This is a genomic window from Pseudozobellia thermophila, assembly GCF_900141855.1.
Taxonomy (GTDB): domain Bacteria; phylum Bacteroidota; class Bacteroidia; order Flavobacteriales; family Flavobacteriaceae; genus Pseudozobellia; species Pseudozobellia thermophila.
The window spans coordinates 193,943-208,891 of the sequence record NZ_FQYU01000001.1; the positions used below are offsets into that span (position 1 = coordinate 193,943).

The following is a 14,949-nucleotide window of genomic DNA, read 5'->3' on the forward strand; positions in this document are numbered from 1 at the left end:
GGGCCAAAGGGAGGACAAAAAACCAATCGATGCGCGAATTACTCACGGATATATGTATCATTGATGACGATGCCATCTCGGTATTTGGTCTCAAAAGGGGGCTCAAAAAATTATATCCTTCGAAAGACCTGGATCCCGTGGTCTTTGAAAATGGGCTTGATGCCTTGGAAGATTTTGAGCAGCGACGAAGGGATGGCCAAAAATTGCCCACCATCATTTTTATAGACCTAAACATGCCCGTTTTAGGTGGGTGGGAGTTTATGGATGAATTCTCCAATTCCCATCCCTCGAAAGAGACATGGCCCGAGATCTTCATCATGAGTTCGTCAATCAACCCAGACGACCACGAAAAGGCCAGATTCTACGGTTTGGAGGGACATTATTTGACCAAGCCCGTGAACAAGGAAACCTTGGAGAAGGTACTGCCCAAGGCCGGCCGGCCCTAGTCGGCAATCAATTTCGGAGTCCCGGGGTAAAATCATCGGGTGCCGACTTGGGTTCGTTGACGGTTCCCGAACCACCGGTATCGTTATAAATTTCCCATTCCGAAAAGGTATATACCGGATTCGCCCTTGCAACCTCCGGTCTGCGCAAAGCCCTACCATCCTCAAACTCGTGGTCCGTTCCGGAACCATCTTCGCCTACGACCCCAAAAACGTCGATAACGGTACCAAAGGGATCGACCAGCTCCAAATTGTCGTCTCCGTTGGAATCGGCCGGACTATTGGTACGCGCCCCCAAATCGGGAAAAAATCCATACACTTTTTCAAATTCTTCAGGATTTGGCGAGATCAAAAAGGTCGAACGCCCCCCGATCGTATATCCAGTTAGGTCGATACTCGAGCCCACCTCCGTATTGGCATTGGTATACCGTCTTATAGTCCAACCCTTAAGGCTCAGGGCTTGGTCGGAAGCATTGAAAAGTTCAACAAACCGTGCAGAGGCATTGTTATCGGGATCGGCCAGTTCGGAAATAAACACACTGGTCGATGTAAACTCATCCACCACATCTTCACAGCGATCGCCAGTAAAGCTAATATCGTCAATACTTCGGACGACCAGCCTATAATCGTCGTTTTCCCTTATAAGAACCCCTTGGATCAGGCCGTTGCCTTCGGGGAGTGGTTTCGAATAAAAATCGGAATACCCGCTGTTTACCAATTCGATTTCCCGATCGGCACAATCGACAAGGGTCCTAAGGGTCTCTTCTTCCGCGACGGCAAAAGGCAGGCCCACCTCTTCCTCGGCCACCTCCATGTTTTGTAGTTGTACCAGGGTACCTGTATAACGCTCGTCAAGGGCATCCAAAAAAACCAGGGTAGGTTCGATCGGCACAGGATCCTGGCAAGATACGAAGATGTGCTTGCCTATGGCCGCAGACGGCAGACGGCCCACGGAAACGGTGCCGAAGGACTCGAATGTTGCCCCCAGTTTATAAACATTGCGGCTTTGCCCCAAATAAAGCCCCCGTAGCTTGATGAAAATCTTGCTTCCTACGGGATAGAACAAGTGCGAATCGCGCAGGTCGATTTCGATCAAAAAACCATCGGAAGAATCGCTAGGCCGGTCTTGAAAATACAGGGTCCCGTAAAAGTTGCCTTCCTTATCGGAGGAAATCACATACCCCTCGATCACCAAATCTTCGGTAATCTGTACGGTACTGCCCGAATAAAGCCCTCTCACTTCCTCAAAAGTCGCGTTCGCCGTCAACTTATCGACACAGTTGTCCGCAGCCTTGTCGAAATCCCTGCCCTTGACACAGGCAAGGAAGAGAAGTACCGACCCAAGCAGGGCCCCATACCTAAGCCCGGTGCCCAAAGCATGCCCGTGTTTTAAAAAGTTTGTCCTATTCATTGTTTAACACTATTCGTATACCGGTTAGAGCCCATTGCCATCCAATCAAAAACTAAAGGCCAGATTCAGAAAATAGGTACGGCCATAGCCATACCAGTATTTGGGGGCAAAGGAAGGGGTACCGCTCATGTTGTCTTCTTGCAATTGCCCAAAATTTCCATTTCTGGCCTGTTCGTATCCTCCCGTTCTAAAAACGGCATCAAAGAGGTTGTTGATACTGACGAAAATACTAATGTACTTTCCGTTTTTAAGCCACGATTTGCCTCCGACCAAATTCAACAGGTAAAAATTATCCAAGGATTCTTGCTTCAATAGTTTTTCTGCGTTTTCGGTTGTAGCCTCGGGAAACGGCCTGCCTGTTTCGGGGTCGAGATAAAAACTGGCCGTCCTCGTAATCGCCGAAATGCCCACATGGTTGTCGGCCAAATAATTGGTAGTGGCCCCGACCCACCAATAGTTGGGGTCGCGGTACTCAATGCCCAAGGCATAGGCCTGTTGCGGCCCCTGTGGCAGCCTATAATCCTTAATTTGGGAAGCCCCGAGGTCAACATTGCCCTCCAAGTTGATCAAATCCTCTTCACGACCCGAGGTATCAAAGTTTATCGACAGACTCGGATTGCTGGCATACAGGTATTTGCCGATGGCCGCCACAGCACTTAGTTTGACCGCCGAAGAAGGCCGATATTCCATACCGATTTCCATTCCCATATGCAGCTTGTCAAGGTCGGTAAGCACTTCCTGTACAAAATCGGAACCAATGCCCGCATCGACAAAAAAGAAGTTAATGTCGGTGGTGTTTTGGAACCTCGAGTAGAAACCGCTAATACGGCCGGTGAAATCGGGTAGGCGAAAATTGTAGTTCAGGTCGACCGATGACACGGTTTCGCTTTCCACATCGGGCACCACGGCATTGTTTTCCCGTGGGTTGATAAAAACGTTCTGCAATACGGGCGGGCGGTTGAGGAAGGCCCCATGTAAATCGACCCAATGCCTTCCGGAAATTCTATAGGTCAGTCCCGATTTAAAACCGTAGTCGTCGAAACCGACTTGGGCGCTTTCTCCCAATGAGTTGGACATAAAACGCTCGTTGCGGAAAAGGCCCTCGCGCTGGTATTGGGTCGAACTGTACTTGGCGGAGAGGAACGTACTCCACGGACCCGAGCTATACCTGATCTGTCCAAAGCCCTCAAGTTGTGAGGCCCGTATAACGTAGTTATAGTTAAAAACCTGCGTTTCCCCTTTGTGCAAGGCCCCGTCTACATCGTTCAAGGTGTAGGAAAACGGGTCGATATCCACATAAGACTCCGCCCCCAACAAGTCGTTGATCTTGGCATAATTATGGGATGTAAGTTTTCGGTAGGTAAGTCCGAAGTCGAACTGGAACCTTTTCCCCAAATTCGCATTTCCGATCGTATTCAGGGTCAATTGTTCGTCATCTACCGTATCGTCATAAAGCAAGTAGGCAGCCTCGCCATTGCCGTTGGCCGTATAGACTTTGGCCCAATCGATCTGCGGTGCCGCAAGAAAACCCTCTTTTGCCAGGTTGGCGCTCCTAAAGTTGGCCCCTATGGGACTATTGATATAGTAGCTCGGCAAATAGCGATAATAAGTCGGGTCGGGATTGGGTGCATTGTAATATCCCAAGCGGCTCTTGGCATGTATGCCAAACTGATAGGCCAAGCCGGTATTGAGGCTGAATTTGGGTGATTCAAACCTATGATTGAACATAAAAATGGGTTCTTCGATCAATCGTTCCCTTGCATTTCTTATATCTCCATCTTGATGGCCCCAATAAGGATTGTAGCGTTTACCTGCCAATTCGAAAACCTCTTCGGTAATCGCCGATGAACGCCCTCGCCGGTTGGAAGCAAAAATGCCCGTCAAATTCAGCGAATGCCTCTCGCTCAACCCGTACTCGATCGCCCCATATAAGCTGTACGCATCGTAAAGCGTACCCTCTATATAACCTTGTTCGGCCCATCTTCGGGAGGCCGACAGGGTATAGGCCAACCCCTTGTTTTCGGTGCTCGAGTTATGGGTGGCCATCAGACGGCCCGAGTAGGTACGATTTGACACGGAAGCCGATAATCGCGTTCCGGGTCGCAGGCCCGATGGACGGGTGTCTATATTGGTATTCCCCAGTATACCGCCAAAGGTAAAGTCGGAGGCTGCCAATCCGTTTGAAAACTGCTGGTTACGCGTAATATCGTTAAGTCCGCCCCAATTGTTCCATTGGGGCCTTCCATCGATAAACTTGTTCATGGGAAAACCGTTGATCGAAACCCTTCCGTTGCGCGAGTCATATCCCCTCACCCGGAAAAAGGCCTGCCCGAAGTCAAAGGCGGCCCGATTAAGAAAGACATCGCGGGTGGCCTGAAGCAAACCCGACGGATTGGTGTCGGCACCGTCATCGACTACCTCGGAATCGGTTAGGGTGATCAAGTTGTCGGCCTGCTCGGTCTGTATATCAGGTTCAAGAACCAAGACGCCCAAATCGACACTCCCTTCCCCAATGTGCACGGGCAGGCGTTTATCGAGGTAATCCGGAGCCTCTATAAGTAAAACATATTCCCCTTTCCCGCCCACGGTAAGCGTGAAATTTCCTTCATGGTCAGAAACTGTGGAAATCATCGTGTTTTCCAACGTTATCCTTGCTTGGGCCACAACGCGGTCAGAAGACCTGGTCTTTAAGCTTCCTTGCACCCTATACGCCTCTTGGCCCAACACCGTTTCATACCACAAAAGCATTGAAACAATGATCGTCAATAATCGCATGAACAAAGTTTAATGGTCGGTGATTGTCAACAATTTATCGAAAACGCACAAAACCCAATATAAAATCCCTACAAAATTCACTGTTTTTTCGTTAATTGGCACATATACCTGATATCATGGGCTTTAGGTTGGCACTAATCCTCTTTTTTTGGGTATTCTTTTCAAATGCCCAAGAGCATAAACTGTATCGAATTCGCACCATAGCTTTCTACAACGTTGAAAACCTGTTCGATACAAGGAACGATTCGCTGATTTTCGACGATGAGCGCACTCCCGAAGGAAAATACCATTGGACCATGGAGCGCTACCGGAGAAAATTGGACCATATCAGCAGGGTACTTTCCGAAATTGGGTCGGAAACCGCGAAAACCTCGCCAGACATCATCGGTATCTGTGAAGTCGAAAACCTATCGGTAATCGAAGACCTGGTCGACCATCCGAATCTCCGGTCAAAGGGTTATGGAATCGTCCATTACGATTCGCCCGATGAGCGGGGCATAGACGTTGCCCTTCTCTATAAAAAATCGGTTTTTATCCCCAATTCATACGCCAGTCATAGACTATTGCTGTTCGATGACGACGATGAGCGAAATTATACACGCGACCAATTGGTAGTGGGCGGAAGGTTGGACAACGAGCAATTCTACTTTGTTGTCAATCATTGGCCATCTCGAAGTGGCGGCGAAGCACGGAGCAGACCCTACCGTATGGCCGCTGCAAAACTGAACAAGCGCATCGTCGATTCCATTCAAGGGCTCCATCCGGACGCCCGGATAATCAGTATGGGCGATTTTAACGACGACCCTATCAGCGCGAGCTTTAAAAAAATTCTAAAGACAAAGGGAAGAAAGGGCCAATTGGAAGGAAACGACCTGTACAACCCTATGGAAAAGCTATATAGAAAGGGAATAGGCTCATTGGCCTACCGCGATAACTGGAACCTCTTCGACCAGATATATTTTACAGAAGCGCTGATAGGCGATTCCGGTGACACCTATCGGTTTTGGAAGGCCGGGGTATTCAACCCGCCCTATCTGGTTACCCCAAAAGGCAGGTACAAGGGTTACCCGTTCCGAACCTATGCCGGCGGCAGTTACAGCGGTGGGTATTCCGACCATTTTCCCGTATATATCTATTTGATCAGGGAGGAGGCACAAAAAACCCCTCTAAAAGAGGGGCATTGACATTGTTGTGAATATTGTTTCTAAAGTTCGGTAAGTTTGATGTTGCGCCACTTCACCTTAATACCGCCCCCGTCGTGGATCTGTAGGGCGATGGAACCTTCGCCAGCCCCAATTTTTTCATCCTTGAGGGCAATCATTTTCGTGCCATTGAGCCATGAGGTAATCTTATCGCCCTTTACACGTATTTTCATGGTATTCCACTCTCCCATTTTAAGGGCCTTGTCTTTGGCGGGCTTGGGTTTGATCAACCATCCCCTACCGTAGGATTCGTACACCCCGCCCGTATCGTGCCCCGGGGGCGCCACTTCAACCTGCCATCCACTAATTTTCGTACCCTCTATGGTAGAGCGGATAAAGACCCCACTGTTGCCATTGGCCTCTTGTTTAAATTCGAGGGAAAGCTCAAAATCTTTGTAAAACTTGTCCGTTGCCAAATAGCCATAGCCCTTGTCAGGGCCACTTTCGCAGATAAGCAGGCCATCTTCAACGTACCATTTTTCGGTGCCGTAGATGGTCCATCCGTTCAAATCCTTTCCGTTAAATAGTTCTTGCTGCCCAAAGGTCAAGGCGGTGGCCAGAACAGCGGTCAAAAAACATAATTTCTTCATTGGTGTTGTTTGGTTATAGTTAGAATTCGGTTTGTTCTTTATCGACAAAAGACCACTCAAAAGGTTTTTAGTTGAACCACTGGCCCCAAGGTATGCGGCTTAGGATCAATACCAGGCCAAGGCCATAAAAAATGGCGATGCTCTTGAACTTCTTGTTTCCTTCCATAAACTTTTTGTGCCTTGACCAGCCGATGGTGATCAGTATTATGGCAATAATGTTTATGAAGGGGTGTTCCAAGGCCAACAAACGCGACGCGGAGTTGAGCCCGCCCATGCCCAAGGTCTGTATGGCGTTCAAGCCGCTTGGTGACACGAAATAAAGTATCAGCCCCACCAAAAGCTGGATATGGCTTAGGATAAGCGCAAACAAGCTTAGCCTTAGGTCTTTTTGCATGGTGAACATTTTGTTGCCCTGCCAGCCCATTAGGGCATTCGCCACGGCCAGAAAGAGCAGGGCCAGAACGATATAGGCCAAGTAAGAATGAAGAACCTGAATGATCTCGTACATAGTATGGATTTTGAAACCCTAAATGTACAGATTTTTGAGCATAAAAAAACCCCGCAATGTGCGGGGTTTTAAACTATATCTATAATGCGCGGTTAGAATCTGTAACGCAGACCAAAGTTCCAGGTTCTTCCGAAACCCCAAAACACTCTGTTCGAAGTGTTAACACCATTCCATGTGTCATCCCCTGCCTCTGCTTCAACATTGGTTTCCGACTCTGAAATATAAATTTCGTCAAACACGTTGTTTACGTTCAACCTAAGGTTAAGGTATTTTGTTTTTTCCTTACCAAGTGGCATTCTGTAAGATATCCCCGCATCGATTAAGTCGTAAGAGGGTAATTTCAATTGGAAATCACCTCCATCAGGTTCTCCGTCGCTGTTTTCATCCTGGAACTTAAATATATCATCATCATCAAGCAAACTCGAATAAAGGTTACCAGCATGGTACCAACTTGCATCGATGAAAAGATTTTCGACGGGCTCTACGGTAGCCCCCAATCTCATGGTAGTCTGAGCAGCATCACTTACCTTAACACCATCTAAAATAAACTCGGCTTCCCCGACAATATTCTGACCATCGTCATAAACAGTTCCGGTTGGGTTGCCGGAATATTGCCAGTCACCTATAGACAACATTCCATTAAAAGTTAAGAAATCGTTTGGTCTGGCCGTAAAGTCAACCTCAACCCCCATATGCACCTGTTCTATACCATCGTAATTGGCGGTACCTTCGAAAAGCAGATTGCCTGATGTGTCAGTAATATCGACACCGTTTGTCAAATACCTATCTTCCCAAGATGTCCTATAAACGTTGACATTGGCACTAAAATACTGGCTTCTAAAACCATACCCTACTTCCAATCCTAGAATTTTCTCGTTCTGATGATCTTCATTGATATCATTAACGTAGTTCAAGAATATTCCATCAAATATAGGTTGCTTAGAATAGTATCCAGCGTTTCCAAACACATTGTGCTTTTCATCAATGTTGTAGTTTAAACCACCTTTGATGTTACCTCCGATAATATTTACCCAATCCGATTTTTGCTCCGGATCGGAATCCAAGTAGTTAAAGTAATCGATTCGTTGGAATCCTTGGTTGGAGAAGCCTCCTTGCATAAAGGCAGAAATCTTGTCGTTGGTGTATTCCACTTGGGCAAAACCACCAAGCCAATTTACCTTACCGTCGTTGTAATAATCGATTTTCGTTTCGTCGTCAACACTCTTGAACACATTCCAAATGTTTCCGATGGTCGGAGCGTAGGTCTCCGTAGTAAAATTATAAGTATTATTGATGTCGTCATTGTCTACATAAACATCGGCACCCATAAGGTCTACCAATCTTCTGTAGTGGATACCTTTATACATTCTGGCATCCACACCTACGTCAAAGGCCCAATTATCGTTAACATCGTTATGAAAGTTGATAATGGTCCCGTACCAGTTATGGGAGTTCATGGAAGAACGTTGAGAGATGCCGTTTTCAGAACTAAAAATATGATCTCCATCGTCTTCAAACCCATAGCTATATTGCCCACCGTTAACATACATCCCCTGATATGCGGGATCGCCGCCACCGGTATAACCTGTTCTTTGATCTCCGAATGCAGGAATATTGACTCCTCGGTTCCAAGCAACAATATCGTCAAAACGAACATGTCCGTTAGCATCTTTAAATTGTCCGTAATAAGAAGGCCCTCCATTTATTCTACCTATTGAACCTATTGAACCACCCCTACCGAGCGATGCATATACCACGGATGACAACTTGGATTTATCTGAAATTGTCCAATCCCAGTTGATCATTGCCTTTGGTTTATGGTAGAAGTTTCCTGAGAAGGTGTCCTCTTTACCATTTCTATAACCAAAGTCTGAATTATAGCGAATATTCGGATCTACACCATTATCCCCATACGCAATATAATTACTGATAGATTCAGCATAACCTCTTTGGAAATGTTGTTGGGGTGCACCGGTTACCATAAATTGAAAATCGTGCTTATCATTAGGTCTATACCCAATGGCCAAAAAGTAATTGTATGCCTCGAATGGAGTTCCTTGAACATAACCATCACCAGCGGTACGACCAAGCATGGCACTTACAGAAAGTCCGTTTTCCATTAGCCCAGTGTTATAAGAAACCGTCGTCTTCAAATAATCATTGTTACCAACAGTGGCAGCAACCGCACCGCCTTCCTTATTATCTGCAGCTTTGGTAATAATGTTAATGGTACCCCCTACAGAAGAGATGGCCAATTTGGAAGAACCAAGCCCCCTTTGAACCTGCATGGCCGAAGTTACATCGGAAAGACCTGCCCAGTTACTCCAGTATACCCATCCGTTCTCCATATCGTTTACGGGAACACCATTAATCATTACCGCAGTGTTCCTTTGATCAAAACCACGAACATTAATCCTAGAATCACCGAAACCACCGCCTTGTTTTGTTACATAGATAGAAGGTGTCGACTTTAAAATTTCCGGAAATTCCTGAGAACCAAGTTTCTCGGCAATTTCCGATGCCCTAATCGTTGAAACGGCAACGGGGGTTTCCCTGTCTTTTGCAATATCCATTACCCCGGTAACCACAACTTCACTTAACTGTTCCGCATCCTCTTCCAGAGTAATTGTACCTACACTACCAGCACTGTTAAAAGTAACTTTCTTAGAGATGTAACCCATATATGAAATCACGAGTGTTCCTTTGGAACTAGGTGCCTCGATGGTGAAATTACCATCAAAATCAGTTGATGCGCCCACTGTAGTGCCCTGGACGACCACACTTGCTCCCGGGAGGGGTTCGTTCAATTCGCCGTCTACGACGGTTCCTGTAATCGTGCTTTGCGAAAATGCTACGGCCACCGAAAAAATGGCGACCACCGTGAAATAAATTTTTCTCATTTGTTTGTGTTTGTTAGTCTTCAATACTGCCTGCAAAAGTGCTCTATTTTACACTTATGAACATTAACAGAACGTTAAATTAATTCACACAAATTTAACAAGAAAGAAAGACAAAGCACCTTGATGTGCAATAAGTTAGCATCATTAACACGAGAAATAAGGAATCGTCAACTCAATCCTTAAAAGATTGCAAAAGTCGAAGCGTCGAACCATCATGATCACCAATTTTAGAACCTTGGATATCCTTGAGAATATTCCCGGCCAATTGCTTGCCCAGCTCTACGCCCCACTGGTCGTAACTAAAAATATTCCAAATGACGCCCTGTACGAAGATCTTATGTTCGTAAAGGGCGATCAAACTGCCCAGGCTCCTTGGGGTAAGCTTGTCAATTAAAATGGTGTTGGTGGGCTTATTGCCTTCAAAGACCTTAAAAGGCACCAGTTTGTCCATGGCCGCTTCTTCCATTCCCTTGGCTTTCAACTCACTTCGCACCTCGTCTGGGGTCTTTCCGTTCATCAAGGCCTCGGTCTGGGCAAAGAAATTGGCCATAAGCTTGTTATGGTGATCCGTATCGCCGTGCAACGCATGTTTGAACCCTATGAAATCGGCGGGGATGATTTTGGTGCCCTGGTGGATCAATTGAAAAAATGCGTGCTGCGAATTGGTACCTGGCTCTCCCCAAATAATGGTGCCCGTCTGATAACCGACCCTATTTCCGTTGCGATCGACACTTTTGCCATTGCTCTCCATTATGCCTTGTTGCAGATATGCCGAAAACCTACTTAGGTATTGGGTGTACGGAATTATCGCTTCCGTTTCCGCGCCGTAAAAATTGTTGTACCAAACGCTGATCAGGGCCAATACCACGGGAATATTCCCTTTAAAATCGGCCGTCTTAAAATGTTCGTCCATTTCGTTGGCCCCGCTCAAGAGTGCGTCGAAGTTTTCAAAGCCCACCGCCAGGGCGATCGACAGCCCCACGGCACTCCATAGCGAAAAACGACCCCCTACCCAGTCCCACATCGGAAAAACGTTCTCGGCATCGATGCCGAACTCGGCAATGGCCTGGGTATTGGTCGAGACTGCCGCAAAATGCTTGGCTATATCCTTTTGGGTCGCATGGCCAAGGAACCATTTTTTTATGGTCGTTGCATTGCTTAGGGTTTCTTGGGTGGTAAAGGTTTTCGACACGACGACAAAAAGCGTTGTTTCGGGATCCAAGTCTTTCAAGACCTCGTGGACATGGTCTCCGTCCACATTGCTCACGAAGTGCACCTTTAAATGGTTCTTATAGAACTTCAGGGCTTCGGTAACCATGGCCGGCCCCAGATCCGAACCCCCGATACCGATGTTCACCACATCGGTAAACGCCTTGCCGGTAAAGCCTTTTCGCGTACCGTTGACGACACTGTCGGCAAAGGTTTTGATATGCTCCTTTACCTTAAAGACCTCAGGAACGACATTTACCCCGTCTACGAGTACCGCATCCGTTTTTTTGGCCCTTAAGGCCGTGTGGAGTACTGCACGGTTTTCGGTCTGGTTGATATGTTCCCCCGAAAACTGCTTAGAAATCGCATCGCCCAACTTGACCTCTTCCGCCAATTCGAAAAGCAGCTCCAAGGTTTCTTTTGATATTCGGTTCTTGGAAAAATCGACCAAAAAGTCGTTCCATTGCAAGGAAAGGTCCTCGGCCCGGGTCTCATTGCCCGCGAAGAGTTCCTTTAGGTGAAGTTCTTTGGTCGCCTTGTAATTGTCCGAAAGTTTCCCCCAAACCGACAAAGTGGTGGGGTCAATGTTATATAAAGCCATGCTGGGTTGTTTTAAGAAATTAGTAGATGGCGGCTAAATTAAGCCATACGACCACTAATAACAACCCAAAAGGCCCGATTATTCGTCCAAGGAGGCCAAATCGGGAGCTTGAATATCTTCCTCGAGCTGCCGTTCAGGGTATTCCATGCAATCAAGCTGGTCCTTGAGCGGGGAAATATAGGTGAAGTACTCCGGCTGCAGTTCTTCGGCCAAGGGCTCTGCCTTCGGCAGCTCTTCCTTTAGGGGATCCACTTGTCGGCCGTTCTTCCAAAAGCGGTAACAGACATGGGGGCCACTGGTGTTGCCCGTCATACCTACCCAACCGATAATGTCTCCTTGGCGCACATACTGCCCTTTTCTTACATTTTGCTTTTTCATGTGCAGGTATTGTGTGGAATAGGTCTCGTTGTGTCGTATCTTCACATATTTCCCATTGCCCCCCCTTCGGGTCGATTCGACCACGGTACCATCGGCGGTGGCCATAATGGGCGTACCTATCGGTGCGGCATAGTCGGTTCCCCTATGTGGTCTTACCTTGTTGCCGTAATACCTGATTCTTCGCTTGAGGTTGTATCTTGAGGATAAGCGGCCGAATTCAACGGGCATCCTTAAAAATGTCCTCCTGAGGTTATTGGCCTTTTCGTCGTAATAGTCGACCATACTCTTCAACGAATCGCTCTCATAGGCAAAAGCGTATATAGGCTTGCCATTGTGTTCGAAATAAGCTGCATCGATAGCCTCCGAACCTGCATAGATCGAATCGTTAATATACTTTTCTTTGTAGATTACCTTAAACCGGTCCCCTTTTTGAAGCATCGAAAAATCTATGGTCCAGGCGTAAACGTTTGCCAAATTGTGGGTCACCATATAATCTATCCCCTGTTCCAACAGGGCCTCCGAAAGGTTTGTCCGGATCACGCCCGATACTTCCCTTTCCAAATACTTTACCTGCTTCTTTTCCCTATACGCCTTTACCGAATCGCGAAAATCGACAACGGTGTAGTTTATGGGGTCGTTTTCGTAAATAAAGACCTGTGCCGTTGCCGTGGTATCCTTAGATTTTAAAATAAGGTAGGGTTTTCCCACCCGTATCTTGCGAACGTCGAAAGTGTCTTTGTACTCTTCGGTGACCTTGGCGATTTTGGGATAATCTACCTTGTTTTCCAACATCAATTTACCGAAACTGTCGCCTCTTCTTATCGTATCCAACTGAACGTTGAACTCTTCGAGATTAAAACCAAAGTGTTTGACCACCGGTTTTTCGAGGGTTTCAACCGCGGCGATTTCGGTCAAGGGTTGTTTGTCGATAGCCGACTTGTTATCTTCTTTGCACGACAAGATCAAAAACAAAATGAAAACGAGGCCCCAGTATTTTTGCATTATTCTATTTTAGTTTTTTTTGTTTTTCAGGATTAAAGATATGGTCTACCCACTGCTTCCCCCAATTATTTAACTCTTGTTTGGAGTAAATTTTCGGAAAAAATACAACTTTTTGAAAACTTGGAGGCAGGTAATCCTTCCAATTCGTGCCCCCGGTGGCATCTACCTGCCCTTCGTTCTTTGCCAAATACCTATGGGCCGACCCCATATGCATCAGCGGCCAGTTGACGTTGGCGTTGATGTCCATAGTTTTTAACGCATCTATCAACTCTTTATTATACCTTTTGGTTTCGGGCAATTGCAAATATTTGTGATAGATGGTATTCTTTTCTACTTGCTTGGCTATCCGCACCAACCGAGGGGTATATCTATACTCAAATTGCTTAAGGGTCAAGGTCTTTTCGCCCGTGGCCATATCGGTCGCCCCTTTTTTCCAATAAATCTCCTCGTACAGTTCCTCTATCGAATTGTTCGACGACATTTCCCTTCTTTTGGAATGGTGGACCAAATTTTCCAAAGGGGTCGCATATATTTCGATCATTCGATACTGTGCGGACTGAAATCCGCTCGCCGGGAGCAAGGCCATTCGGTACTGCAAGAACTGCTCGCGCTCCATTCCTTTGATCATGATGCCGAAAGAGGAAATAAGGGCCTTGTAATAGCTGTTGATCCTACGGGTCTTCTCTATAAAGAAATCAAGGTTTTGGGATTTGTCGTCTACGAGCTGTTTTTGTTCGTGCAGGATAAGCTTGAAATAAAGCTCGGTGATCTGGTGGTACATGATAAAGATTTCCTCATCGGGAAAGTAGGTCCTTGGTTGTTGAAGGCTCAACAGAGTATCCAAGTTGATATAGTCCCAGTAGGTGAGGTAGCGTTGGTGCAACAGACCGTCGAGATAAGAGCTTAAATCCTGGCCGGAGTCCTTGTATTTTTCCTCAAGCTTCGAAATCTGTGAATCTATACGCTCCTTGTCTTTCATCAATCGTTCAGTCCATTATTATTTTGAACTGGTGCTTCAGTCCGTTATACCCGTCGAGGTCCGCCTTGATAGCGCCCACGGCCAAGTCGGCCTGTATGCGAATGGGTATTTTATTGTCATCTGCAGAAACCCAAAGCGAAAGGCTTTCCTTTTCCTTGAAAACGCGACCTGATTGAACCAAAGGCCTAAATTTATAACATTCTACCTTACCGAACTTGGTTTTTAGTATTTCCTTGCCCAAATATTTGAGCTGAAAGTTAAAAATACCGTCGTCGTCGTACAGCATCTTCAACTCTACGGCCTCGCCCTTTACCAAATCGTCGGGATTGTAGTTGTCCCTCAAATAATAAAACGCGGACAGAAGGTCTTGAATGTTGTCCTCCAGGTCAAAATTATACTTTTTCTTGTTCTTTTTATCGTTGAGTATGGCGGTATCGTTCTTGTAGTCGAAATTGATTTCGATGTCTTTGGTGTACCCTCCTTCGTTGATCTTGCGTATAAACCGGTACGGCCTACCGTCTTTTTTGCCAAAATAGCTTTCGTAGGTATCGTCTACCTTAAAAAAGAGACTGGCCAAGCCGGTGGTCTGGCCTTTGCCCACCACATGGTATACGGGCACATCGTCAATTTTATCCGATTTTACGTGAAGGGTGGCATAGCTTGCGTTTAAAAAGCCATAGTGCATTCGAAACTTCAACCATTCGCCCGGTTTAAAAGCTGAACTTTCGTATTGGGCCCCTGCGACCCAACCAGAAAGCAGAATAAGTATCGTAAAAACCGTCTTCATAGATTTTGTTTTGGCAATAAAATTAAAAAATGCCGTCCGGATTCGTTTTGAATTACAATAACTTAAACAAAATTTATTCCAAAGTATTGCCCACATGAACACACGATTACCTCGCCCAAGGTACAATATTAAAAAAAGCCCCGACATTACTGTCAGAGCTTTTC

The 14,949-nt window shown here is 46.4% G+C and carries 11 protein-coding genes; 2 read left to right on the plus strand and 9 right to left on the minus strand.

Annotation, left to right across the window (positions count from 1 at the left end; genetic code table 11):
• Positions 1-29 precede the first annotated feature (29 nt).
• Positions 30-446 carry a response regulator gene (locus BUB37_RS00860; RefSeq protein WP_072986964.1) on the plus strand — a complete coding sequence of 139 codons (417 nt, stop codon included), beginning with the start codon at positions 30-32 and terminating at the stop codon, positions 444-446.
• A gap of 7 nt (positions 447-453) precedes the next feature.
• On the opposite strand, the gene BUB37_RS00865 is transcribed toward BUB37_RS00860, so the two are convergent.
• Together BUB37_RS00865 and BUB37_RS00870 are read right to left on the minus strand one after the other, a co-directional pair.
• Complete coding sequence (locus BUB37_RS00865) at positions 454-1,854, minus strand: DUF5689 domain-containing protein (RefSeq protein WP_072986966.1); 1,401 nt, start codon at positions 1,852-1,854, stop codon at positions 454-456.
• A gap of 45 nt (positions 1,855-1,899) precedes the next feature.
• Positions 1,900-4,629, minus strand: a complete 2,730-nt coding sequence (locus BUB37_RS00870) for a peptidase associated domain and porin domain-containing protein (protein ID WP_072986969.1) — start codon at positions 4,627-4,629, stop codon at positions 1,900-1,902.
• 116 nt (positions 4,630-4,745) lie between these two features.
• Between BUB37_RS00870 and BUB37_RS00875 the strand changes: the two genes are divergently transcribed.
• Positions 4,746-5,813: an endonuclease/exonuclease/phosphatase family protein gene (locus tag BUB37_RS00875; RefSeq protein WP_072986972.1), complete on the plus strand. Its 1,068-nt coding sequence runs from the start codon at positions 4,746-4,748 to the stop codon at positions 5,811-5,813.
• A 20-nt stretch (positions 5,814-5,833) separates the two neighbouring features.
• Here the strand turns inward: BUB37_RS00875 and BUB37_RS00880 are convergent, their stop codons facing one another.
• From BUB37_RS00880 to BUB37_RS00910, 7 genes are all read right to left on the minus strand, one after another.
• Complete coding sequence (locus BUB37_RS00880) at positions 5,834-6,421, minus strand: 3-keto-disaccharide hydrolase (RefSeq protein WP_072986975.1); 588 nt, start codon at positions 6,419-6,421, stop codon at positions 5,834-5,836.
• Between the two features lie 67 nt (positions 6,422-6,488).
• Complete coding sequence (locus BUB37_RS00885; RefSeq protein WP_072986978.1) at positions 6,489-6,929, minus strand: hypothetical protein; 441 nt, start codon at positions 6,927-6,929, stop codon at positions 6,489-6,491.
• Between the two features lie 92 nt (positions 6,930-7,021).
• Positions 7,022-9,829 carry a TonB-dependent receptor gene (locus BUB37_RS00890; RefSeq protein ID WP_072986982.1) on the minus strand — a complete coding sequence of 936 codons (2,808 nt, stop codon included), beginning with the start codon at positions 9,827-9,829 and terminating at the stop codon, positions 7,022-7,024.
• A 172-nt stretch (positions 9,830-10,001) separates the two neighbouring features.
• Positions 10,002-11,639: a glucose-6-phosphate isomerase gene (pgi, locus tag BUB37_RS00895; protein ID WP_072986985.1), complete on the minus strand. Its 1,638-nt coding sequence runs from the start codon at positions 11,637-11,639 to the stop codon at positions 10,002-10,004.
• A gap of 78 nt (positions 11,640-11,717) precedes the next feature.
• Positions 11,718-13,019 carry a peptidoglycan DD-metalloendopeptidase family protein gene (locus tag BUB37_RS00900; RefSeq protein WP_072986988.1) on the minus strand — a complete coding sequence of 434 codons (1,302 nt, stop codon included), beginning with the start codon at positions 13,017-13,019 and terminating at the stop codon, positions 11,718-11,720.
• Positions 13,020-13,023: 4 nt separating this feature from the next.
• Entirely contained in the window at positions 13,024-13,998 is a 975-nt protein-coding gene (locus tag BUB37_RS00905; RefSeq protein ID WP_072986991.1) for a tryptophan 2,3-dioxygenase family protein, read from the minus strand.
• 7 nt (positions 13,999-14,005) lie between these two features.
• Positions 14,006-14,785: a DUF3108 domain-containing protein gene (locus tag BUB37_RS00910; protein ID WP_072986994.1), complete on the minus strand. Its 780-nt coding sequence runs from the start codon at positions 14,783-14,785 to the stop codon at positions 14,006-14,008.
• Positions 14,786-14,949 lie beyond the last annotated feature (164 nt).

Bases quoted from the DNA above. Each gene is read 5' to 3' on its own strand.
- BUB37_RS00860 (WP_072986964.1), top strand. From the start codon at position 30: ATGCGCGAATTACTCACGGATATATGTATCATTGATGACGATGCCATC.
- BUB37_RS00865 (WP_072986966.1), bottom strand. From the start codon at position 1,854: ATGAATAGGACAAACTTTTTAAAACACGGGCATGCTTTGGGCACCGGG.
- BUB37_RS00870 (WP_072986969.1), bottom strand. From the start codon at position 4,629: ATGCGATTATTGACGATCATTGTTTCAATGCTTTTGTGGTATGAAACG.
- BUB37_RS00875 (WP_072986972.1), top strand. From the start codon at position 4,746: ATGGGCTTTAGGTTGGCACTAATCCTCTTTTTTTGGGTATTCTTTTCA.
- BUB37_RS00880 (WP_072986975.1), bottom strand. From the start codon at position 6,421: ATGAAGAAATTATGTTTTTTGACCGCTGTTCTGGCCACCGCCTTGACC.
- BUB37_RS00885 (WP_072986978.1), bottom strand. From the start codon at position 6,929: ATGTACGAGATCATTCAGGTTCTTCATTCTTACTTGGCCTATATCGTT.
- BUB37_RS00890 (WP_072986982.1), bottom strand. From the start codon at position 9,829: ATGAGAAAAATTTATTTCACGGTGGTCGCCATTTTTTCGGTGGCCGTA.
- pgi (WP_072986985.1), bottom strand. From the start codon at position 11,639: ATGGCTTTATATAACATTGACCCCACCACTTTGTCGGTTTGGGGGAAA.
- BUB37_RS00900 (WP_072986988.1), bottom strand. From the start codon at position 13,019: ATGCAAAAATACTGGGGCCTCGTTTTCATTTTGTTTTTGATCTTGTCG.
- BUB37_RS00905 (WP_072986991.1), bottom strand. From the start codon at position 13,998: ATGAAAGACAAGGAGCGTATAGATTCACAGATTTCGAAGCTTGAGGAA.
- BUB37_RS00910 (WP_072986994.1), bottom strand. From the start codon at position 14,785: ATGAAGACGGTTTTTACGATACTTATTCTGCTTTCTGGTTGGGTCGCA.